The sequence below is a fragment of the Nostoc sp. genome, from assembly GCF_036917615.1.
In the GTDB taxonomy this organism is placed as follows: domain Bacteria; phylum Cyanobacteriota; class Cyanobacteriia; order Cyanobacteriales; family Nostocaceae; genus Nostoc.
Map to the genome: position 1 here is coordinate 1 of NZ_JBALCZ010000059.1, position 21,835 is coordinate 21,835.

General features: G+C 41.9%; 19 protein-coding genes and 1 pseudogene. 6 read left to right on the forward strand and 14 right to left on the reverse strand.

What is annotated here, in order from left to right; genetic code table 11:
* The coding region (locus tag V7K85_RS20015) for a tetratricopeptide repeat-containing protein (protein ID WP_334815835.1) at window positions 1-401 on the forward strand (401 nt) is incomplete at its 5' end.
* 45 nt (window positions 402-446) lie between these two features.
* Here the strand turns inward: V7K85_RS20015 and V7K85_RS20020 are convergent.
* The 4 genes from V7K85_RS20020 to V7K85_RS20035 all read right to left on the reverse strand — a co-directional run bounded on the left by V7K85_RS20020 (window position 447) and on the right by V7K85_RS20035 (window position 5,287).
* The gene (locus tag V7K85_RS20020; protein ID WP_334815837.1) at window positions 447-650 is read right to left on the reverse strand and encodes a type II toxin-antitoxin system RelE/ParE family toxin; all 204 of its coding nucleotides are present in this window, start codon (window positions 648-650) and stop codon (window positions 447-449) included.
* A gap of 194 nt (window positions 651-844) precedes the next feature.
* Window positions 845-1,828: an RNA polymerase sigma factor, RpoD/SigA family gene (locus tag V7K85_RS20025; RefSeq protein WP_334815839.1), complete on the reverse strand. Its 984-nt coding sequence runs from the start codon at window positions 1,826-1,828 to the stop codon at window positions 845-847.
* 760 nt (window positions 1,829-2,588) lie between these two features.
* Complete coding sequence (locus tag V7K85_RS20030; RefSeq protein WP_334815841.1) at window positions 2,589-4,319, reverse strand: ATP-binding protein; 1,731 nt, start codon at window positions 4,317-4,319, stop codon at window positions 2,589-2,591.
* A 173-nt stretch (window positions 4,320-4,492) separates the two neighbouring features.
* Window positions 4,493-5,287, reverse strand: a complete 795-nt coding sequence (locus V7K85_RS20035; RefSeq protein ID WP_334815843.1) for a glutathione S-transferase family protein — start codon at window positions 5,285-5,287, stop codon at window positions 4,493-4,495.
* Between the two features lie 741 nt (window positions 5,288-6,028).
* Here V7K85_RS20035 and V7K85_RS20040 point away from each other — a divergent pair.
* Complete coding sequence (locus V7K85_RS20040) at window positions 6,029-6,961, forward strand: fasciclin domain-containing protein (protein WP_334815845.1); 933 nt, start codon at window positions 6,029-6,031, stop codon at window positions 6,959-6,961.
* A 266-nt stretch (window positions 6,962-7,227) separates the two neighbouring features.
* On the opposite strand, the gene V7K85_RS20045 is transcribed toward V7K85_RS20040, so the two are convergent.
* Entirely contained in the window at window positions 7,228-8,136 is a 909-nt protein-coding gene (locus tag V7K85_RS20045) for a polysaccharide deacetylase family protein (protein ID WP_334815847.1), read from the reverse strand.
* A gap of 599 nt (window positions 8,137-8,735) precedes the next feature.
* Window positions 8,736-10,034 (reverse strand): glutamate-1-semialdehyde 2,1-aminomutase, encoded by a 1,299-nt coding sequence (gene hemL / locus V7K85_RS20050; RefSeq protein WP_334815848.1) that lies wholly within the window; start codon window positions 10,032-10,034, stop codon window positions 8,736-8,738.
* A 105-nt stretch (window positions 10,035-10,139) separates the two neighbouring features.
* Here hemL and V7K85_RS20055 point away from each other — a divergent pair, with 105 nt between their 5' ends.
* Entirely contained in the window at window positions 10,140-10,334 is a 195-nt protein-coding gene (locus V7K85_RS20055) for a ChaB family protein (protein WP_273769461.1), read from the forward strand.
* 94 nt (window positions 10,335-10,428) lie between these two features.
* The gene (gene hisIE / locus V7K85_RS20060) at window positions 10,429-11,079 is read left to right on the forward strand and encodes a bifunctional phosphoribosyl-AMP cyclohydrolase/phosphoribosyl-ATP diphosphatase HisIE (RefSeq protein WP_334815850.1); all 651 of its coding nucleotides are present in this window, start codon (window positions 10,429-10,431) and stop codon (window positions 11,077-11,079) included.
* A 501-nt stretch (window positions 11,080-11,580) separates the two neighbouring features.
* Here hisIE and V7K85_RS20065 read toward each other — a convergent pair.
* Entirely contained in the window at window positions 11,581-12,879 is a 1,299-nt protein-coding gene (locus tag V7K85_RS20065; protein WP_334815852.1) for an MDR family MFS transporter, read from the reverse strand.
* A 473-nt stretch (window positions 12,880-13,352) separates the two neighbouring features.
* On the opposite strand from V7K85_RS20065, the pseudogene V7K85_RS20070 reads away from it, so the two are divergent.
* A pseudogene (locus V7K85_RS20070) lies at window positions 13,353-13,544 on the forward strand (DUF2811 domain-containing protein); the annotation flags it as partial.
* A gap of 685 nt (window positions 13,545-14,229) precedes the next feature.
* On the opposite strand, the gene V7K85_RS20075 reads toward V7K85_RS20070, so the two are convergent.
* The 3 genes from V7K85_RS20075 to V7K85_RS20085 all read right to left on the reverse strand — a co-directional run bounded on the left by V7K85_RS20075 (window position 14,230) and on the right by V7K85_RS20085 (window position 16,758).
* On the reverse strand, window positions 14,230-14,970 hold the full coding sequence (locus V7K85_RS20075; RefSeq protein WP_334815854.1) for a GUN4 domain-containing protein: 741 nt from the start codon (window positions 14,968-14,970) through the stop codon (window positions 14,230-14,232).
* 375 nt (window positions 14,971-15,345) lie between these two features.
* Complete coding sequence (locus tag V7K85_RS20080) at window positions 15,346-15,657, reverse strand: hypothetical protein (RefSeq protein WP_334815857.1); 312 nt, start codon at window positions 15,655-15,657, stop codon at window positions 15,346-15,348.
* 381 nt (window positions 15,658-16,038) lie between these two features.
* Complete coding sequence (locus V7K85_RS20085; RefSeq protein WP_334815859.1) at window positions 16,039-16,758, reverse strand: response regulator transcription factor; 720 nt, start codon at window positions 16,756-16,758, stop codon at window positions 16,039-16,041.
* Window positions 16,759-17,405: 647 nt separating this feature from the next.
* Between V7K85_RS20085 and V7K85_RS20090 the strand changes: the two genes are divergently transcribed.
* On the forward strand, window positions 17,406-18,032 hold the full coding sequence (locus V7K85_RS20090) for a CPP1-like family protein (RefSeq protein WP_334815861.1): 627 nt from the start codon (window positions 17,406-17,408) through the stop codon (window positions 18,030-18,032).
* A 374-nt stretch (window positions 18,033-18,406) separates the two neighbouring features.
* On the opposite strand, the gene V7K85_RS20095 is transcribed toward V7K85_RS20090, so the two are convergent.
* From V7K85_RS20095 to V7K85_RS20110, 4 genes are all read right to left on the reverse strand, one after another.
* On the reverse strand, window positions 18,407-19,099 hold the full coding sequence (locus tag V7K85_RS20095) for an HAD family hydrolase (protein WP_334815863.1): 693 nt from the start codon (window positions 19,097-19,099) through the stop codon (window positions 18,407-18,409).
* A gap of 258 nt (window positions 19,100-19,357) precedes the next feature.
* A complete protein-coding gene (locus V7K85_RS20100; protein ID WP_334815982.1) occupies window positions 19,358-19,687 on the reverse strand; it encodes a type II toxin-antitoxin system YhaV family toxin in 330 nt (109 codons plus the stop codon).
* Window positions 19,688-19,848: 161 nt separating this feature from the next.
* Entirely contained in the window at window positions 19,849-20,970 is a 1,122-nt protein-coding gene (hppD, locus tag V7K85_RS20105) for a 4-hydroxyphenylpyruvate dioxygenase (protein WP_334815865.1), read from the reverse strand.
* 106 nt (window positions 20,971-21,076) lie between these two features.
* A complete protein-coding gene (locus V7K85_RS20110) occupies window positions 21,077-21,781 on the reverse strand; it encodes an SDR family oxidoreductase (RefSeq protein WP_334815867.1) in 705 nt (234 codons plus the stop codon).
* Window positions 21,782-21,835 lie beyond the last annotated feature (54 nt).

Sequence of the window (21,835 nt, forward strand, 5' to 3'; positions counted from 1 at the left end):
CGTATCTCTACTGTTCCCAAGGCAGATACAGCGAAGCCGAACCCCTTTACATCCAAGCTTTGGCACTCAGGCGTCAACTGCTCGGAGATGAACATCCAGATGTCGCCACTAGCCTCAACAACCTAGCGTTACTCTATTACTCCCAAGGCAGATACAGCGAAGCTGAACCCCTTTACATCCAAGCTTTGGCACTCAGGTGTCAAGTGCTTGGAGATGAACATCCATCTGTCGCCTCTAGCCTCAACAACCTAGCGTCACTCTACAAATCCCAAGGACGGTACTTGGAAGCAGAACCACTGTATCAAAAGGCTTTAGAAATTGCTGAACTTATTTTAGGGGTAAATCATCCCAACACAATTACTATCCATAAAAATCTGAAATTATTGCGCGATAATGCTTAAAGGCTATTTATAATTTTGAGTAGGTTTAGATTTTGCAGCGCGTTGTTACTCCTGAGCAAAAAGTGCATCTAAATTGCGATAATCGCTATCTACCCGTAAAATTTCAATCCCGCCTGCGATCGCACTATAGAAAATCAGATAATCATCTACAGCAAAGCTACGTAATAAAAATAGAAGTTCATCACGCTTGCGTCCCATATTGGGAAAATTTGCCAAATTACTGCACTTTTCGTTAATTTTCTTGAGCAAACGCTCCGCAGCATCAAAACTACTAATGATGGGCTTGCATTCGGTGAAAATGCGATCGCATCCGACCTACAACCATTAAATCAGTAGAGGTAACCCAAGCGTAATTGGATTGCCAGCAGAAAAAAATCGCCCCCTGAATTCAGAAGGCGGATCACCAAGGTGGTGTAGAGATGCGAAATCCCGCGTCTCTCGTTTTAGCTAGCAACGTATTCTTGGACATTGGCACGACGGCGACGCAGATGAGCCAAAGCTTGATGCTCTAACTGGCGGACGCGTTCACGGCTGAGATTCAATCTCTCACCCACTTTCGCCAATGACATTTCGTTACCATCCTCTAAACCAAAACGTAGAGCTAAAACTTCTCGCTGTTGCGGGGTTAGTTCTGCTAGCAGGTTGTTCAAGTCTTGGCGTAAGAATTCCTGGTTGGTGTAATACTCTGGTGATGGGCCATCATCTTCGAGCATTTCTTGCAACTCAGTATCCTGGTTCTCACCAACTCGCACATCCAAAGACACTGGTTGACGAGCCATATTCAGGTACTCGCGGATCTGAGCAGGTTCTATTTCCAGTTCTTTGGCAATTTCGGCTGGAGTCGGCGATCGCCCCAAGGTTTGAGCCAACTCGCGCTGCACTTTTTTGATTTTATTCAGTTTCTCGGTAATGTGGATCGGTAACCGGATGGTGCGCCCTTGCTGGGCGATCGCGCGGGTAATCGCTTGGCGAATCCACCAGTAAGCATAGGTTGAGAACTTATAACCCCTGGTTGGGTCAAATTTCTCCACACCCCGTTCTAATCCTAGTGTTCCTTCCTGGATTAAATCCAGAAACTCCATATTCCGCTTTTGGTACTTCTTGGCAATAGCAACGACCAAGCGCAAATTCGCTTCGATCATTTTTTGCTTTGCCCGCTTACCTTGCGCCACCGTTTGTTGTACCTCGGTTTCCGATTGTTGAACCTGGTCAGCCCACTCTGACATATTCGGTTCGCGGTGCAGCTTCTTGGCCAAATCTTCTTTGGCGTCAATCAGCGTCATCATTTGTTGCACCTGCTTCCCATAGACAATTTCTTGTTCACGGGTTAGCAGTGGTACACGACCAATTTCCCGCAGATAGGTTCGCACCATATCAGCCGTGAATTTGGTATTGAGGTTTTCCGTTTGGGTGTTGACAGTAGGCATTGGTGCGTTTTCCTCTACTCCGTAAACACAATATATGTTTTCTTACTAAAATGACTTGGGAAAGGTAGTACATCTATCACGAAATATTGGGAGCTACCAAAAGCAATTAATCAATTGATACAGCCGTTGTTAAGACGGTAAGCCCTCAATGATAGGTTCCCCTACCTTCCCTAAATTTTCAATCTCTTATAAGCACGTTGGTTGTTTTTGAGAATTCTTCTTTTGGACAGTTACTGACAGTAACTGAAAAATCCGAAGTCGGTATGAGTTCTACATAGCTTTATAATACGATAAATCAGGCAAATAGTAAAGTATCTTAATATAAAGCGTATAATTATAATTCAAAAGCAGTCTTTTGCGAAAATAAATTTAAAGTTCCTTGAAATTACTTACTATATCTATAGTGACGCCAAAAACTCCTCTTCTGTTGCCAAAACCTAGCCGGATAACCGAACTTAATTTGCTGTGAGGATGGAGGGATGTCACGAATTAGTCATTAGTTATTAGTAATTGGTCATTTGCAAAGGACAAAACGCAAAGTCGAGCCAGTCCGTTGGTGGGGTTCCCCCACTTAAAGGAACTGGCGTTGAGCGGAGGTTTCCGACGCTCGCGGACTCGTTGGCATAGCCTCTCGTAGAGAAGAGGCTACGCTATCAGTTGGCGCAGCCCGCCGTACTCCTAGGTCGAAGTAAGCTATGCGTAGCGTCTCGTAGAGAAGGCATCAGAACCTTGTAAGAGAGGACAACTGACAAATAACTATCTAGAATCCCAGGTCAGCTTTGGCTAGTTCAGCAGCGGCGAATACTTCTGCGTCAGGTTTTTCTTCCCAGGCTGGCTCACCAATTTCTTCGTAAAAAGTTGCGTCGTAAGGACGGGTACGCACTACTACTGGCATAGGAACGGCGTGACCCAAAATTAAGGCTTGTTGTTTAGAGTCTAACTTTGCTAACACCGATCGCAATCCGCCACCACCAGATACACCTGTAAAAATCGCGTCAATATCTTTATCATCATTCAGCAAAGCGGTAATCCGAGTCCCAATCTGGGACATAACTTCATTATCTATGCCTGATGGACGTTGATCAACTACCAAAAGTGTGACAAAATATTTCCGCAGTTCACGGGCAATAGTCCCAAAGATAGTACTTTGTACCACTCCTGGGTCAAGGAAACGGTGCGCCTCTTCAATGGTAATCATCAATGGTGTTGGGCGATCGCTGGGATTTTTGCTTTGCAGGAATTTATCTGCTTTTTTGACGTAATGCTCGTGAATCCGTCGGGTGATCATATTCGTCACCAACATATAAGAGAGCATATTAGACTGGGAACCAAATTCTATCACAACATTCTTCCCAGATTCCAGGCACTGGACAATTTTACTAATGTAATTCTGGGGGCAAACCGCTCGCATATACTTCAAACTATCCATCCGCAAGAGTTTACGCTGCAATGCCATAATCGAGCCTTTGTGTCCGCGCTTCTCGTCGCAGAACATCTCGATTTCTTCATTGGTCATATTCAGCAACTGGACAATCCAAGACTTGCCAAACTCACTATATAGAATATTGGCGTTATCCAAGGCTGCATCAGAGAGTCCTAAATCTCGGCTACATAACTTAATATCTTCAACTTCTATTTGCTCGTAGCTCAAATAAAGTTCTTGAGCATCACGCACACCCCGACGCTTTGTCGATTCTGGGTCGAGGGTGTAGACCTCAACTTTACTGGGAAAAAGTTGCTTTAGACCCTTAACAGTACTTACATTTTTACCTTCTGCGACTGCTTCCCAGCCATACTCAGAGTGCATATCAAAAATCAAGTTTACTGCCGCATTTTTACGGATAACGCCAGCTAAAAGTAGCCGTGTTAGAAAAGATTTACCAGTACCAGATTTCCCAAAAACCCCATTACTCCGTTCAACGAAGCGGTTCAAATCGATACAAACGGGCACATCCATATCTAAAGGTTTCCCGATAGAAAAATTGCGCCTTTGAGGGTCATCTTCCCAACCAAATACCCGGCGAAAATCTTCGACACTTGCTTCGTAAACTTGACTAAAGTGACTAGGAATAGTTTTAACAGGCAACAATTCCATCGTCGTACTGGTTTGTGGCACAAATGAAGCTAAACCCGTTACCGATGGGATAAAGGGATTTGCCGATTTGCCATTTGTTGGGGAGAAAGATTCTTCAGATTCGGGAGTGAACATCAACATCGGCGCGAGGTTGACAGTACCGTATGTGCCACTTCCGGCTAAAACATCTCGTAAAAAAGTGTCTTCCCAACTGGGGGGATTAGCAATAATTCGCGCATTAGCAGCTCCTAATGCCACATCTGTCAGCATACAAAAAAAACGCGATCGCATCCCTTGCACAACAAGAAACTTACCCACCCGCATATCTTCCACAGAAATGTCAGGATGCAATCGTACTTCTAAACCTTCAGTCAGAGAACCTTGAATAACCGAACCTAATGGCTGTCCCGAATTCATCTAATTAATTACATGATTGTTGGTGCTATCTCTTATGTTGAATTTTAGTTGGGTAGGGCAAAAGTTGCGAATTTGTCAGGAGTTAGGAGTTGGGAGTTAGGAGTTAGGAGTTAGGAATGCTGAGTGCTGAGTGTGAGGAAATAATTAATGCCCAATGCCCCATACCCAATTATCTAGTCAATCTGAATGGGAGTTGGCGCACCCCCTGTTGGGAAAGTGGTACTGATAAATGGTTTACGGAATTGGGCATAAAGGCGATCGCGCCAGGCAAAGAATGGTGCATAATCTATATTCTCTGCAAAGATTGGCAATCCTTTACCTCTAATAGAAGCTGGTAAATCCAGATAAGGGCCAGAGGGGAACTTGAGCAATATCGATAAGCCAGCTACCGATAAGTCAGCTAAAGTCGGTTCATCTCCTGTTAAATAAGGACTATCTGCCAGTAATAATGTTAAGGCTTCCAAGTCTTGTTTTAAGGATGCGATCGCTGACTGGATCATATCTGGGCTATAACCTACCCCAAAACCCAATAGTGTCAGGAAGTCACTAGGTACTCCTCCAACCAGACTTTTAAATATATCTGGTGTTGAGGTGGGTAATAAAGACTTGCGGAAATTTTGATCTTGACTTATTCCAGCAAATAGTGCTTTCCGACCTTTTATGCCTATGGACTCATCCGCCCATTCTTCTATTAATAAAGTCAAACCCCGTTTTTTGGGATCTTGCGGTATTATTGGGCGATCGGGATACTCTAAGTCTAAATACTTAGCTATTTCCGTAGAATCCGCAATATATCTATTACGATCCTTTAATACTGGGACTTGTTTTTGACCAGTCAGCCGGAACAGTTCTACTTGTCCAATCCCAGGCGTAACCTCTATTTTGCGGTAATCTAGTCCTTTAAAATCTAGAATTAGGCGCACTTTCTCTGAGTATTGAGATAGCTCCCATTGGTATAATTCCAACATATTGTCTGCCTTTTAACTGGTCAACTTCTTAACTTTACAATTGTATCTTTAGTTAAAGTAATTTTTGTTGGTATTAGTTGCTTAGTTGTCTCTTGAATTGACATCAGGGTTGAACTCATGCCTGATTTTTGGCAAAATTCTCGATTTAAAAAATATTATTTCTGATTGATTAAAATATCAAATAACTAAATAATTTAATTCGGCATATATAAATAAACCTAACCGCTCAGTCGTGAATCTTCAGCAGTGATTTTAATTTCTGTCACCGTTAGCCTACCTTCAAATATCTAGCTACTTAATTTCTGTGCTTTTGCTGAGTAATCAATGGTTAATTCAGAGATATAGCCTTCTCCCGTATGGGATTCATGATTTTTAAATCAACTATTAATTTACGTACAAGATTGTATATCAATAATTAGTTTTTAAGTATCATCTTTCTCAGAGCTTATTGTAACTCATAACTTCTAGATGTGAGATTTCCCCACTTTTTTAGAGTTGACCTATACCAAGTGAGGCTTTTTAACTCCTTTTAGTGTGACGGAGAAAATCTACTCAATTTTCATTAAATATATGCTAAATATATTTCATACTTGCCAGCGTGAGTTGAGGTTGGATAATTTCCCTGACCAGCACAAACTCTTCTGGAGAAAAATTTTACTTCCCTCTTCGGTTAGATTTTGTGCATAGTAAAATGTTATAAATCTTTATGTAATGTATGGACAAAAAAGACAAAGAAAATTTATGAAGACAACTTACAGCAAATTGCTGACTACGTTGGCAGGCATAGCAGGATGTACTAGTTTCAGCCTTCTCATTACTTTACCATCTGATGCGAAATCGGCACTAACTCCTAACCCCAGTATTTTCAACGAAGCCCCATATAACCACGGACAACGCCTTCAAGTAAACGCTCAATACACACCTGCTGAGTCCGCTTACCAAATAGACAAGGGCAATACCAAAGGCCAACAAGTGGCGCAGAATACTGGTGGAGCGGTAAATCCCAGACCAAGTATTTTCAACGAGCCTCCCTATAACCGTGGTGGTAATGTTACACCTAGTGAACCTGCACCCCGCACCCCACGTACTATCCCGGAAGCTCAACCCAGCACACCACCAACAGAAGTACCATCTACGGAGACACCGACTACAACTCCACCAGGGCCATCTACGGAGACACCGACTACAACTCCACCAGGGCCATCTACGGAGACACCGACTACAACTCCACCAGGGCCAGGGGCAAGCGACAATCAAGGCAAAAACCTGTTAGCGTTGGCAGAGTCAAACGCTTCTTTTACCACCTTAACCAAGGCTTTGAAAGCAGCAGGATTGACCGGAACTTTGCAAGGCAAAGATAACTTAACTATTTTTGCCCCCACTGATGCAGCTTTTGCTAAATTGCCACCAGATGCTTTGCAAGAATTGTTTAAACCAGCCAACAAAGAAGTATTGATCAAAATCTTAACTTACCATGTAGTACCTGGTAAGGTATTGTCAACTGATTTGAAGTCTGGCGAAGTTAAAAGCCTTGAAGGCGGCACAATCAACGTTAAAGTTGATCCTGCTACCGGTGTGACTGTCAATGATGCTAAAGTGACACAGGCAGATATCACAGGCACTAACGGTGTAATCCACGCGATTGATCAGGTGATTTTGCCTCCTGACTTGTAATTTTTAGGTACAAGTACAACCGGAAACAGAACTAGGTTGGTATAAAGTATTAATACGCAAGAATTCCGTTCAGATGTTAATTTTGGACGGTTTTTTTGTAAGAACGGTGAGTTAAATTGGCAACCTCGCCTACCTGACTTTTCACGAGTTTAGCGAAAAAAACCGGCAAATCGCCAAAAAAATTCAACTTGTTTTTAGTTGCCGAGTGGCGAAGAATCCCATACCTAGAAGGAATGGGCTTTCTCGCCGTCTGACGGTAAGTCCTGTTACTTTTTGTTTGCAATCACCCTTTGATCTTTATCTTGCATTTCTAAAAGTTCAGGGATAGTAACAAAGCTATAGCCCTGTTTGCGAAAGTTGGCAATAATTTCTGGTAAAGCTTGCACAGTTTTAGAGCGATTACCACCACCATCATGCATCAGCACAATCCCACCTGGCTTGGCCTTCCTGAACACATTATTAATTAATTTTGGTACAGCAGGACGCGAGTAGTCCACAGAGTCAGATGACCAGAGAATGATCGCATACTTGCTATTTCTAGCGTAATCAGCTACCCCATTGTGCATGATTCCACCTGGTGGTCGAAACAAATTTGTTTTAATCCCTGTCACTTGATAAATCAGGTCTGCTGTGTGGACAATTTCATAGGCAGCTGCTTGTGGATTCAAGAATTGATACCAATGATGCCAAGTATGGTTGCCAATTACGTGACCTTCAGCAATCTCCCGCTTTACTAAGCCTGGATAATTCTTCACGTTCTGCCCAATCAGGAAAAATGTCCCTTTGATCTGATTTTGTTTAAGAATATCCAGTACTTGTGCGGTACTCTCAGGCCATGGGCCATCATCAAAGGTGAGAGCAATTACTTTCTGTTCGGGAGTAAGTTTTGCCGACCCAACTACTGCCCCTTGAAAGCGTAGAGGCACAGCATAGGAGAAACCCTTTGTTTGAGCTTGTTGCTGCCAACTTTTAAGCATCACCGCTTTTAGTTCTTCAATATGCTGCTCAATTCCAACCTTGGCTGGTAAATTGTTTACATTTATATTCTCTGTACTTTCAGCCTCAGAGGAGCTTGACTTAATAAGCATCATCGTGCTAACACTCAAACTTGCACTCAAGACAAGCAACGTAATTAATATTTTTTGCAGACCAAAAAATGACTTATTGTCCTCCACTTTATAGCTCCTTCAAGGGTCGAACCATCTTTTTTTTCAGAATACTTCTGGAGTTTTTTCTACTCTGGTAAGCCTTGCCATGCAAGCTACAGGATGATTGATATATTTTTTAAAGTTAGATCCAACCCTAACTCTGAGAAAATGCCTTACCCTACGGATAATTTAATATCTATAAGCAAAACCCTCACGATGAAGGTGAGAGCCTTCTTGCGCGTTAATTTTTGTAGACTATGGGGTATGAGGGGAATTTCGAGAACTGTAAAAGGCAATTAATCCTGCCTTGTTAATATGAATATACTTATGTAGGTTTATGTAGGTTAAATATTGCATATTGTATTGACGAAGCCATTGCGAAATTATGACGAAGATGTGACCTTCCTTGAGTGATGACGGCATAGGGCAGACCCTTTAAAAAATTTCTTTTATCCCCGACCGCGCAAGATGAGTGAACACCATAGTCAGAGAATCTCGCACGCTTACTTTTGTCTTACTCGCTTAAAAAGGGACTTCCAATAAATCATCCATTTTGTGGGGTGGGCATCTTGCCTGCCCCACAAGAGGTCACTGGATGCTTTTTTATTTGGAAATCCCTTAACAGGTTAGAGGCTCGACATTACATCCCGTGCTACTGCTAAAGTCTGATCAATATCCTCTTCGGTGTGAGCAAAAGACGTAAACCCAGCTTCAAACTGAGAAGGTGCTAAGTAAACACCACGTTCTAACATCCCCCGATGGAAGCGTCCGAATTTAGCCGTATCAGACTTTTTCGCATCTTCGTAGTTATGAACTGGGCCAGACGTAAAGAATAAGCCAAACATCGCGCTGATTTGACCACCACAAGCCGCATGACCAGTTTCTTTGGCAATTTGCAGCAAACCATCTGCTAGCTTTTTAGTAATCCGGTCAAGATACTCGTAAGTACCTGGCTTTTGCAGCAATTCTAAAGTCTTAATGCCAGCAGTCATCGCCAAAGGATTACCAGAAAGAGTCCCAGCTTGATATACGGGGCCAGCGGGCGCAACCATTGACATAATATCTCGGCGACCACCATAGGCTCCTACTGGCAAACCACCACCAATCACCTTACCCAAGGTTGTTAAATCGGGAGTGACACCAAATTTTTCCTGAGCGCCACCGTAAGCAATCCGGAAGCCTGTCATCACTTCGTCAAATACCAATAACGCTCCATGCTCGTAAGTCAGTTCTCGTAATCCTTCTAAGAAGCCAGCATCAGGCGCAATAAATCCAGCATTGCCGACAACTGGCTCAAGAATAACGCCAGCAATCTCGTCGCGGTTTTCTTCAAACAAGGCTTTGACGGATTCTAGGTCATTGAAAGGTGCGGTTAGAGTGGTGCTAGTTGCTGCTTTAGGAACTCCTGGCGAGTCTGGCAAACCAAGTGTGGCAACACCAGAACCTGCCTTCACTAGAAACGTATCGGCGTGTCCGTGGTAGCAGCCTTCAAACTTGATGATTTTGTCCCGGTTGGTGAAAGCCCGCATCAGCCGTAAAACTCCCATACAGGCTTCAGTTCCAGAGTTGACAAATCTGACCATTTCGATGCTAGGAACGGCATCGATGACCATTTCTGCCAAAACATTTTCTAGTACTGAGGGAGCACCGAAACTGGTGCCTTTTTCTAAAGCTTCCTGCAACGCTGTAATTACTTCTGGATGAGCATGACCGCAAATAGCTGGGCCCCAAGTGCCTACATAGTCTATGTATTGGTTGCCATCTACATCCCAAATGTATGCGCCTTTAACACGATCAAAAACGATGGGTTGTCCGCCTACAGATTTAAAGGCACGAACTGGAGAACTAACTCCTCCTGGCATGAGGTTTTGAGCAGCGGCGAAGACTTCTTGTGATTTTGTTGTTTTAATTGTGGTATTTACCAAGGTTCTCTCCTAACAGTGGGCAATAAAAAGCTCTATCTTAGGATAGGGTCAAAAACTCCTTAGAATTTCTATCGTATAAAATTAGTTGAATAGAAAAATAATAATATGTTATACAAGTCGAATAAAGATTTGCCTTTAGATGTTCAAACTCGATTATCTGAAGCATACCAGGATCTTTACCGAGCAGCTTTTAACTCGGCGATCCATTGGTATGGTGAAGCCTCAAAAGCTCACAAAGTCGCGTTGAGTGCTGTAAAGATGCAGTCTGCTATGGAACGGAATGCTCTTGTTGAGAGTTAGATAAGATAGTGCAATTAAAAAAACATGCCAGCTGGTCTATTCAGAATGGTATCGTGAATCCATGAATTATTCTCATTAGAGCAAACTAGCTGGTATGTCTTTTAAGGATTCGCATTCACTACATTACGCCATCCCTGTTGAGGAAATTCGCTACGATGAACGGGGTCTAGTACCTGCCATTGTCCAAGATTATTTGGATGGTACTGTCCTGATGATGGCGTGGATGAATCAAGAGTCGTTACAAAAGACTTTGGAAACTGAAGAAACTTGGTTTTGGAGCCGTTCTCGGCAAGAATTGTGGCACAAGGGGGCGACTTCTGGGCATATTCAGAAAGTGCAAAGTATCCGTTATGACTGTGATAGTGATGCGCTGCTCATAGGTGTAGAGCAATTAGGAGATGTTGCCTGCCACACTGGAGAACGCAGTTGCTTTCACCAAATAGAAGGGAAAATTGCCCCACCACCAGGGGATACATTGTCGCAATTGTTTCAAGTAATATGCGATCGCCGCGACAATCCTATTGAAAGTTCTTATACCTGTAAGTTATTAGCAGGTGGTGATAACAAAATTTTGAAAAAGATCGGTGAGGAAACTGCTGAGGTGGTAATGGCCTTTAAGGATGATCAAGCAGATGCGATCGCAGGTGAAGTGGCGGATTTGCTTTATCATACTTTGGTTGCCTTAGCTCACCATCAAGTTGATTTAAAATCAGTGTATCGTAAGCTGCAAGAACGTCGTCAATAAAGAATGTAGGCAAATCGCAGTAAAATAAGCGCGCACGGGAAGTTGATAAAAAACTTGATTCCCTAGCTTTGTCAGTTGCCAGACTTAAACAAGCGTGCCCTTTGTTAGTGGCTATAGCGAGTTAACTTAGCCGTGTACCTACAGGTTGAACCTCTCTGGCCAAACCAATATGTGCCAACGACAAATGATGTCTGGTTAAACTTTATTCCAGCCAAAGCCCACTGAAGTTCAAGTGTCCCCACCCAGAAATGTGCCCGGTCGATAACATCTGGTAACAAACTGAGATATTGGGATAGACAGCACGAATTCTTTCGAGATAGGAGAAAGAAATATTCACAGTAAATCCAGACACAATTACAACAAACAAAAAACCAAAGTTTATTGGACTTTTAACCCGAGCGCAGCGACTTATAATTATTTGCCTGTTTGTTATATCAACGTACCACTGTAATTTAACTCCTGAGAAAATTGCTAAATGCAAGCATAACACCATTTTGGTGATTAATCAGCCAAAATTCGATTCAGGTACTGTAAAATTACCACGACGATCGCCACACTCAAAGAAAAGCCTAGCCAGAAACTATCAGTAATAATTCGCGGTTGATCTAATGCCCATCCACCCAAGGGATGACCAATAAAAGAGCCAACAGACCAGCACAAAGCATTGATGGAGAAATAAAGTCCGCGTTTATTTTCAGGGGCTAACTCAGTGACTAAAGAAGCAGCAGATGGGGTATAAGAAACAATCGCAACAGCAAATACTCCCAATGCCAATGCTACCCAAACTAGATTATGAGATGGGGCAATACCGCTTACCCAAATGAGGCCAAAACCAATTGCCCACAAAATAGCAGACACAGTAAGTGCGAATGTATGAGAACAGCGTTTTAAAGCACTAGTAACAGGCAATTGACAAATGATGGCTAGCACCAGATGCCAAGCAAATAGAACGCTAATTGTAGTTTGAGCAAATCCTTCGGTAGTACTTTTGATAACAAAGTTTTTAAAGTAAAGCGGTAGGGTGCTGTGTATTTGAGAAATATAGATTGTGAAGAATATATTAACTGCTATGTAGACAAGGAAACGGCGATGTCTGACGACAAGCCGCTTGGCGTCTACGCTTAATACTGTCATCCAAGAAGCAAAATGTTGTGTCTTTTCAGATTCCTCCATCTGCTGTTGTTCAGTTTCATTAATTCCCACATAGACAACCCCAAAAAATACCAGAAAAGAGATGGCATCAATGACAAATAGCCACCGATAACTTCCAATTATCGCGATTAAAAACCCAGCAAGCACAATTCCGATCGCTAACCCAAGGTTATCTGCTAGTCGGGCGATCGCAAAAGTTTCCCGGCGATTGTCAATCTGGCTGGCGTCAGCAACAACAGCTTCAGCAGCCGGCCAATAGAAACCTATCCCTAAACCGCTAATCAAGCTACCAATTACCAAAATAGTAAAATTATTAGTTGCAGCTAAAACTAGAGAACCAATGGCTGAAATCGCCGTCGCGAGCAACAAAGTGCGGCGGCGTCCCCATTCCCCAGAATCAGCCAAAGAACCACCTACAATCCGCCCTACAATGCCGGAAATCGAGGCGCTACCCAAGGCTAGACCAACGGCAGTTGCAGATAAACCAACTTCATTGACAAAAAAGATGGGGGCGTAAAACAGGGTAAAGCCGGTGCCAACTTCCGAGAAGAATCTACCAATTGCGAAAATCCAGACCTGGGGATGTATTGAGGGCAGCCACGATGATAACTGAGATTGAGAAGCTAATTTCATGAGCTTAAATGTCATAGTTTCGTGACATTTTGGTAATTCTTATCATTCCCTGCTATTTTCCTGACTCATTCCACAGGGTTTCCACAGAGATTTTAGCAGTTTTCCACAGGTGCTCAACGAGCTAATGGGCTTCTTGCCGTCTGACTGGGGATTGTGAATTAACAGTGACAAGGAACTTCAAGGACTGAGTTTTTGTAAAGTAAAGTAACGAAAAGTCGGCTTTAAACCTTATTATTCCGTTCGTATTTATTTTTTATACAATCGTTTTTAACATTTCGCAGCATTGACAAACCCACCCCCTCTTGGCGCACAATGATGCGGCTTGCTTTTGTAGTCCGTTCAACCGTGGGCATCAAATGTGTAAAATATATTACCACCAGATGTGGACGCCGATTGTCGGGCTGGCGAAAGAGCGTGTGAGGTAGCCCTAAGCCGCTTCACCGCAAGCAACTTGTCCCTCTTGATTGACCTCATAGGAGGAAAATCTCATGAAAGCAACGGTTAGCATCTTTACAGAAATTCCCGAAACACTCCACGAATCCTTAAAAAACTACTTAGAAACCCATCCCGATTGGGATGAAAACAGAGTATTCACGGCAGCGTTATCATTGTTTTTACTCCAAAATGGAGATAGCGATCGCCGTGCTGCCCGAGTCTATCTGGAAACTTTGTTCCATCACTCCTCAGTAGAAATCCCCAGCATCGATTCACCCGCAACAGCTAATCTACTAGATACCCCATAGGTACTGGTATAAAGGGCGTTATTCCCCTATTTATTAATGGGGCACGGCATACCGTGCCCCATTAACGGGATTTTAAGCTAATAGCGATCAGGCATATCGCAATACGGTTCGGTTAAGCCCAAAAAATAAAAATGTGTAGGTTGGGTTGAGGAACGAAACCCAACATTTTGCGGGGTTTGTTGGGTAACACTAAAGTTCAACCCAACCTACAAATATTCTTAAACGAACCGTACTGGGGCATATCGGGGTAATATTACAACAAAAAAGATCAGTAGATTCTGATCCTTAAAAAGGTTCCAATAGTTTCTCGTGTTGCTAAAACTAGTTGGCAATAGCGCAATATTTACAATTGAGGCAAGACTTAAATATATTAGCTGACTCTTAGTACTTGTTATAAGAATGCAGGGTGAAAACTCCGAAGTTCAATCTTCAAAACCCAAAAATTTTTGGGTTTTGAACGTCTTTTAAGTCGGGGATGAAAGCTGCTAGTTGACTCTACCTCTCAGTGACAATGAATGACGATTAGCTTATCTTGCGGATGGTACGACATTTTGAGTTGAATCAGTAGGAGATGCTCCCATTGGCTAGTGATTAGTCGTTATACTCTCAATAGCTATTTGGTTTAGTCATCACTATTAACATCTGATGATTGCTCACTACTATTAACAATTATGGGTTCCGCATCGTCTATTCCCATTACTTTTACTGGTAGGCTAGAAACGTACTTAAAAAAAACTGTTAGCCAATCTGCTATTGTGTTATCCGGCTCGATAGGAAAGTCAGGATATAACCAAAATCCTGGTAAATGGCCTTTAGGAGAATCTATGTCAAAAGTTAATTGCTCGTAGGATTTTAATTCAGAATTAATTTTCCACCCCACACCCTGATAAAAACATTCTAGGCTTTGGGTTTGCATATATGTTTGACTCTGAATAGCAAATCCAAAGTGAGCATCACTATTTTTTATCCAAATATTATTAAGAATCTCTAGATCCTCATAATCCAGTTTTGATATCCAGACTGTAGGGGAAAATTTTGCATTTGCAAGAAGCACCGCTTCACACAATTTAAGCTTTTTCCTACTCATTAGTTTCAAGAAAATGTCAAAAGTCTCTCTGTCGGCTTCTTTCCACGATTTTGCTTCTAGTAAGTCACATAGCTTATGATACTCAATAGGAAATGCTTTTTCGATTTCCTTTGATACCATTTTCTTAATTTTTGCTTCTGAATTAAATAGTTTTAGGTAGTTTTGGGCTTGTCTGCTTATTTTACTGAAGGCATTAGCTTTTTTAAAGGGATTGAAGTCATGAGAATGTATTTTTTCATAAAATAGGCAAGCTGTCTCTCCTATAGCGTAGATCATTAAAGCTTTTATTTCAGATGAAATGCTTTTCTCTGGGCTAGTACCAAACTTAAGCCAATCTATTCCATATTGAGTCGCAACATCAGCTAAAAGCGCTGCATAAAAAACCGAAATAAGTTCTACTTCCCAATTTAGATAGCGGAAAAGAAGACCCTATATCAGAGCAATTTGATAAATCATTTCCGCTGAAAATCTGACGATTCGAGGTATCTGAACGGTTTCCATTCCCTCAAGAATTTCTTTTGCACTTTTATCAGCAAAAGCTCCGGGATCTCTACTATCCAAAGCTACATTAGCTAAAGCAAACGATTTTTTAACAATTAGGATACGAGCAAGTTCACGATTAGTTTTGTAGGAATACTGCTTCTGTAATTTTTATACCGATGATTCTGCACGGTCTAACTTAACTTGCTTTAAGCAGTTAACTATTAGTTGGCAAGCGTTCTTATCATAATTTTCTGGTTTTTGCCAAAGTGGTTGAAGAGATTGCTCTTTTTTAACAGGAGGGGTATATTGTTTTTTGCTGCTGATAGCAGATGAATTTTTCTTAAGCTTAGGCTTCTCTTGTCTTGATGTGGCAGTAGTTGAAGCTTGATAAGAAGATAAATAGCGATCTCCTCTATCATCGCTGCGTCTAAAGATACCGATAAAATCAGAAATCCCTGAAAAAATATTTCCGATTCCCATAAAAAATGCTCCGGGTTTGTATTTAGTTATTAATATTACAAACAACCAACTATTATAAGCGGTATTTTTAGCGTTGCTCCCTTTTCACCTTAAGTTAAAACCAATGCACAGCTATAGCTAGACACCCCTACGAACTCCAAGTTAAGCACCGTTATATCTACTAAAACGGTCAGATGTGAAGAAAGATTTTCCAGTGGACTCTTTGCCTGTCCACTGTCTTAAACGGATAAATCAATATCTCAAATAACTGCCTGGTCTGTATTTGAGCGATATCTACCTATTTTGATTGTCTAAATTTGTCTTTTACTAAAGCCAAATAAATTCACTAATTGCTCCCCCAAGAGTCAACAGTCAAGAGTTAAAAAACTCTAGACTATAAACTCAGGACTTGGCTTCTAATTGCTGAGGGTGAGCAGCAGATTCAAACTTATACCCTACGCCACGTACAGTTTGAATTAATGCTGGCTGACTAGCATCAATTTCAATCTTCTTGCGAATTTGACCAATATGTACATCTACAACCCGCTGGTCGCCGACATATTCATAGTCCCACACCTCTTGAATTAGTTCTGCACGCCGCCAAACTCGACCTGGATGACTGGCTAAAAAATGCAACAAGTCAAATTCTAGAGCAGTTAAAAGTACTGGTTGGTTATTGAGTGCCACCTCCCGTCGCACTGGATCAATCATAAGTTTTTCAAATACCAAGCGTTTCTGCTCGGCGGTAGTTATCACTCGCTGACGCCTCAAAATAGCTCCAACTCTGACTTCTAGCTCTCCCAGCCCAAAAGGCTTGGTGAGATAGTCATCAGCACCTTTAGCAAAGCCGCGAATTTTGTCAGCTTCATCAGCACGGCTAGTCAACATCAAAACAAAAACACCATTACGACTTTGCATCTCTTGGCAGAGGTTAAACCCGGTTACATCTGGTAAGTTCACATCTAGAATCACCAAATCAGGGTTAAATTGCTCAAATAGAGTTAAGGCTGTCTTTCCATCTTCGGCAGCCTCTACCTGATAGTTCTGCTTAATCAAAAAGCGTTGGATTAAATTCCGAACCGCAGGGTCGTCGTCAACTACAAGAATCTTGGCAGGAGCCATGACCATTACTTTGCACAAAAATTCGTAAGATTAACAAAAGGGTTGCGTAAAAACGCAGTTGCCACTTTGGAACTAACTAAGAATCTACATGGCTAAGGTATAAGAATCCTGATTATTCAAAAATAAATACTCTAATCAGGATTGTGGGCGATGAGAACGCGTAACTTATGTTAGCCACAGTATATAGGCGCTCTGACTTTAGCCGCAACAGTTCTTGACACCAAGACACCTTCTTGATCCCAGTTAGGTGGTAACTTAAAACTTTTCAATTTTAAATCGATATGCGGATATATACCACAAGCGATTATTCAGTATAATTAAAAAAACTCTGTTAAGGCACGGTAAATTGCCAAATCTGAAACAGTAAAGTTGATTTTTTCATAAAAACTATGTGTTTTAGGTACTCTCCGTCCAAATTCTAGATTAGAGCCTGAACTGGGCAACGACATGAGGGTATACACGGAGTTATAGCGATATGTTAAAGTGACTATAGTTGAAATTACAAAGTCGATTAAACTAACCCGTGCTACTATCCTGGTAGGGCATAAAAATAGGTCGAGACTTTAGTTTCGATCAAAGAAAAACCTAAAGCTGTTTTATATTCGACAAAAGACTGCCGCTGACTGAGGCTGAAGTAACAAACTCCCATGAGCGATCAAAATCCCTACGAAAAACTTGGGGTATCAGAAGAGGCTAGCTTCGATGAAATTCAGGATGCTCGTAATCGCCTATTCGAGCAATATAGTGGCGATGCCAAGCATTTAGAAGTAATTGAAGCAGCTTACGATGCGATTTTAATGGATCGCTTACGGATGCGCCAGGAAGGTAAAATTAAAGTCCCTGAGCGTATCCGGTTTCCAGAGTTGCGAGTGCAATCGCCTCCTAAAGAAACTCAAACCCCTCAGAAGCAGTCACCTGCATGGCTGCAACGGATGCTGGATCAGCCAACACCTGCGGATATACTCTTACCAGGAGCTTGGTTTCTTGGTTTGAGTTCTATTAGTGTGTTTTACCCAGAGGGAGGCGATCAGGTTTTGCAGTTAGCATTAGTGGTTGGGGTAAGTGCCAGTATTTATTTTCTGAATCGCAAAGAAGGCAAATTTGGCCGAGCAGTTTTGTTCACGCTCGTCAGTTTAATAATTGGCTTAATCGCTGGGGGACTAGTTGCTAGCTGGCTCTTACCACAAATATCACTTACCACTCTGGGAACAAATCAGTTCTCTACGGTAGTAACGTTTATATTGTTGTGGTTGGTTAGTAGCTTTCTACGCTAAATCACTACCCGTAAGCAAGTTTCTATAAAGAAGAAATGGTTGATGTGTGTTCTTCTCAAATAAGAGAGTCAGGAGTCAGAATAGGTATGCTGACTCATGCTTTAATTTGCTTTCCTGTTTGCTAATTAGGTTATTACCTGGTATCTTCCAGCATTGCCAACAACCGCCTCAGAATTAATCTGAGGCTAATAGCTAAAGTTTTCTAATGAAGACTGAATAAGGGCTTGAGTCCATTATTTGACTATAAGAGAGGAAATTAATTTCCTGGGGGATGATTGGCATAATTGAGATTGATGCAAAAGGTAAGTTACCCAATATTAAAAGACAATAAACAAATGCCGATTAATTCAATCTGTTGCAGCCACAGGCCCTTTCTAGACATGGAGTTTAGGTTTTAGGACTAAATCTACAGCAGCGCTGAAATCCTTAACGATTAAGTCGGGGTGGTAAAGTTCCAATTGGGTGCGATCGCGGATGCCAGATTCCACAGCCATGATCTTAATACCATAATTTTTAGCAGCGGTGATGTCGGCTTCCGTATCTCCCACCATCCAGGTATCGGCAGCTGGGGGCAGTTCTTCTAAAGCCCTAGCCATTAACAAGGGCTTATCTTCAATATCGCGAGTTTTAATGTAGTCGTTAGTCAGGCAATAACAACGATTTTCCGGGAAAAATCTCCCTAAATCGTGTTTTTTGAAGGCATAATCTAGTTCCCGAAATCGGCGCATGGTCATAACAGCCAAATCAATTCCAGCTTGTTGAATTTTTAACAAAGCATCCACAGCACCGGGTGCGAGAGTGTCATAGTGAAAGTAAGGTTCTGTATGCACTGTTTGCCGCCGCAACTGGCCGAATTCCTGTGCTTGGGCTTCGTCTAAGCCAGAATTTAAAGCGATTTGTTTTTCGGGAACACGCGATCGCTTTAACTGCCAAAATTCCGCTTTCGGAAGTTGTTGCACCACTTGGTCTGGGCGACGGGTTTTGTCCAAACAAAATTGATAAACACGGTAGTACCGTTCGGAAACATCAATAATTGGCCCGTCGAAGTCAGTAATAAGTCTTAGCATCGGCGCAAAATGTTAATTTTTATTAAAATTATCTCAGATATATGGCTATTTTTCGAGAGGAGCAAGTCTTGCTAAGATTTTTTTGTAAACTCTTTTTAAGAAAGTATCGATGATGACCTGGAGGAAAATCTTCTAACTCTCCAAAAACTTCATAGTTTCACCATCGGCTGTAAACTTCTCAATCAACATGCTGCCAGGTTTTATCATCGCGGTTTAAAAAACTAACACTTTAGATTTATTAGAGGTATTTTTAACCTCTTAAATTAAAGTCTCAGAATCTTCAGATATTGTTTCTATATTTAAATCTTCTTTGTTGAAATTGTCTATATCTAAAGAAGCTTTTAAAAGTTCGCTCCATGAATTTGGAGGGTTTTCCTGATCAAGCGTTTTTGTAAACTTTTGATAAGGATCTGTTTTGGATCCTTCTTTTCTCAGCGTTTTTTCGTCGTTTACCCAAGCGTAAATAATTATTTTATCAGTACTACTGTAACGAAAAAATAAACGGAACCGTTGAAAAAATTTTGCTCGAAACCAATGCTTTCTATCTGCCCCTAGCTTTTTCCCTTGTCTGAATAACGATTCATTTATAAGCTCTTTGCCGACTTTATACTTAGTTACATAGGTTTATTTTTAACGCCAACTTACTTAATCTCCAATTTTGCCTACATTAAATTCCTGAAGTTGCTTGTCTACAAAATCAACATGTTTGGAGTCTGGCTGAATTTCAATTGATATTTTGTACTCAGGCATCATTGCAGGGTACCGCGTTTGATTTGTTCGCTTTCAATAGCTTCAAATAAGGCGCGAAAGTTACCTTCGCCAAAACCTTTAGCTTGGAAACGGCGCTCAATAAACTCAAAGAAAAATGTCGGCTGTTCAAAAATGGGCTGGGTGAAAATTTGCAGTAGTAAGGGCGAGGTTTGTTCTGCCCCTACGGGAGTATATTCTTGCCAGTCTACCAGAATTTCCTGTTGAGCGATCGCTTCCAGTTCTAGGGGTGATAAAGGCAATCCTGGACGCTGTTTTAGCTGCGAGTAGTAGCTTTGGGGAACTGAGAGTAAGGATAAACCACTGGCACGAAATTTAGCGATCGCACTCACAAGATTAGTCGTCCGCAAGGCAATATGTTGAATTCCTGGCCCCCGGTTGACATCGAGAAACTCCTGAATTTGGGAATTGCTGGAAGCCGGTTCATTAATTGGCAATTGAACGTTGCTGTTACGCGAAACCATCACTTGGCTGTGTAAAGCAGAGCGATCAGTTTTAATTTTAAATGCCTGCTGGGGTTGAAAATCTAAGATGTTTTCGTACCAAGCGACAGCACGCTCTAATTCACCAACTGCCACATTCAGCACTATATGATCTATGGCAGTAAAAGTGTTGTCATTTGTCATTTGTCCTTTTTCAAAAACTAATGACGTAGGTGCTTCTCTACGAGACGCTACGCGAACGCCTTCCCGCAGGGTATAACTACTGACCAATGACCTTTCTATCAACGTATGAGTCAGTCCACCCCAGGCGGCAATTTTGCCACACTTGAGGAATGCCGTACCCACCTGGCGTTCCTGGATGGGTTGTAGGATTGTAGCACCGTGCATTTGAGCTAGTGCGATCGCGCCTTCTAGATCTTCGACAGCAAAAGCGACATCTGCCACACCAGGTGGATATTGACGCAAAAACTCAGCTACTGGACTTGTAGGCAACAGTGGTGAAGACAGCAAAAAGTTGACGGCACCACTATTCACCACTTCTGTACAAGTGTGAAACGAACTGATCCTCTTGGCTACTGCTTGAAAACCAAGATGGTGTACAAACCAATCCCGCCATACTTTGGCGTCTTCTACATAGAAATGAACGTGATCAATTTTCATAAATACTGAAAATCCAGCATAACAGCTTATATCTCTGTAAATTTTGCCTTTTTTGCTAAATTTTCAGGTCTTTCCCAGGCAAGAATTATGTAGGTGTACTGGCACTCTAAAAAAACAAATGACTATCAGGTTGAATGTTAATTTCCATTGGCACAGCTTGCGGTTCGGCAGAAAGGGCAAAGAAAATTGCATTGGCGGCAGTTTCAGGACTGAGCATTTTTTTCCGGTCTACTTTTAGGTTGACGTTATCCCAAAAAGGAGAATCTACCCCACCAAAGTAGAATAGCGTGAACTTGATACCAAAACGCTTGAGTTCCTCTGCCATGCACTTGCTGAAACCGACAACACCAAACTTAGAAGCAGAATAAGCCGCTGCCATCCCCATCGAATGCTTGCCCAGAATTCCAACCACGTTACAAATGTGACCAGACTTGCGCTTTTGCATCTCTTCAGCAGCTGCCTGAGTTGTATAAAAGCTGCCTTTTAAGTTGACATCTAGCATCTTGTCTAAATCAGCGGGTTCCAGGTTGTTGTAAGGCTTGAGTATACCAGCACCAGCTGCATTCACCAAAATATCGATTTGACCAAACTCAGCGACGGTCTTTTTGATCAAAGTATCTACTTGTTGAGGGTCAGTAATATCGGTGGGAACGGTCAAAACTTGCCCTGGTAAATCAGCTGCCAGTGTTGTTAAACGAACCGTATCTCTGGCAGCCAGTACCAACCGTGCGCTGGTGGGCGCAAGTTTGTGTGTTAAGGCTGAACCAATGCCACCATTAGCACCGACAACGACAATAACTTTATCCTGCATTCAATTATTTACATTTATTTATATCTTTTTATATAATACTGAATTATAGGTGAA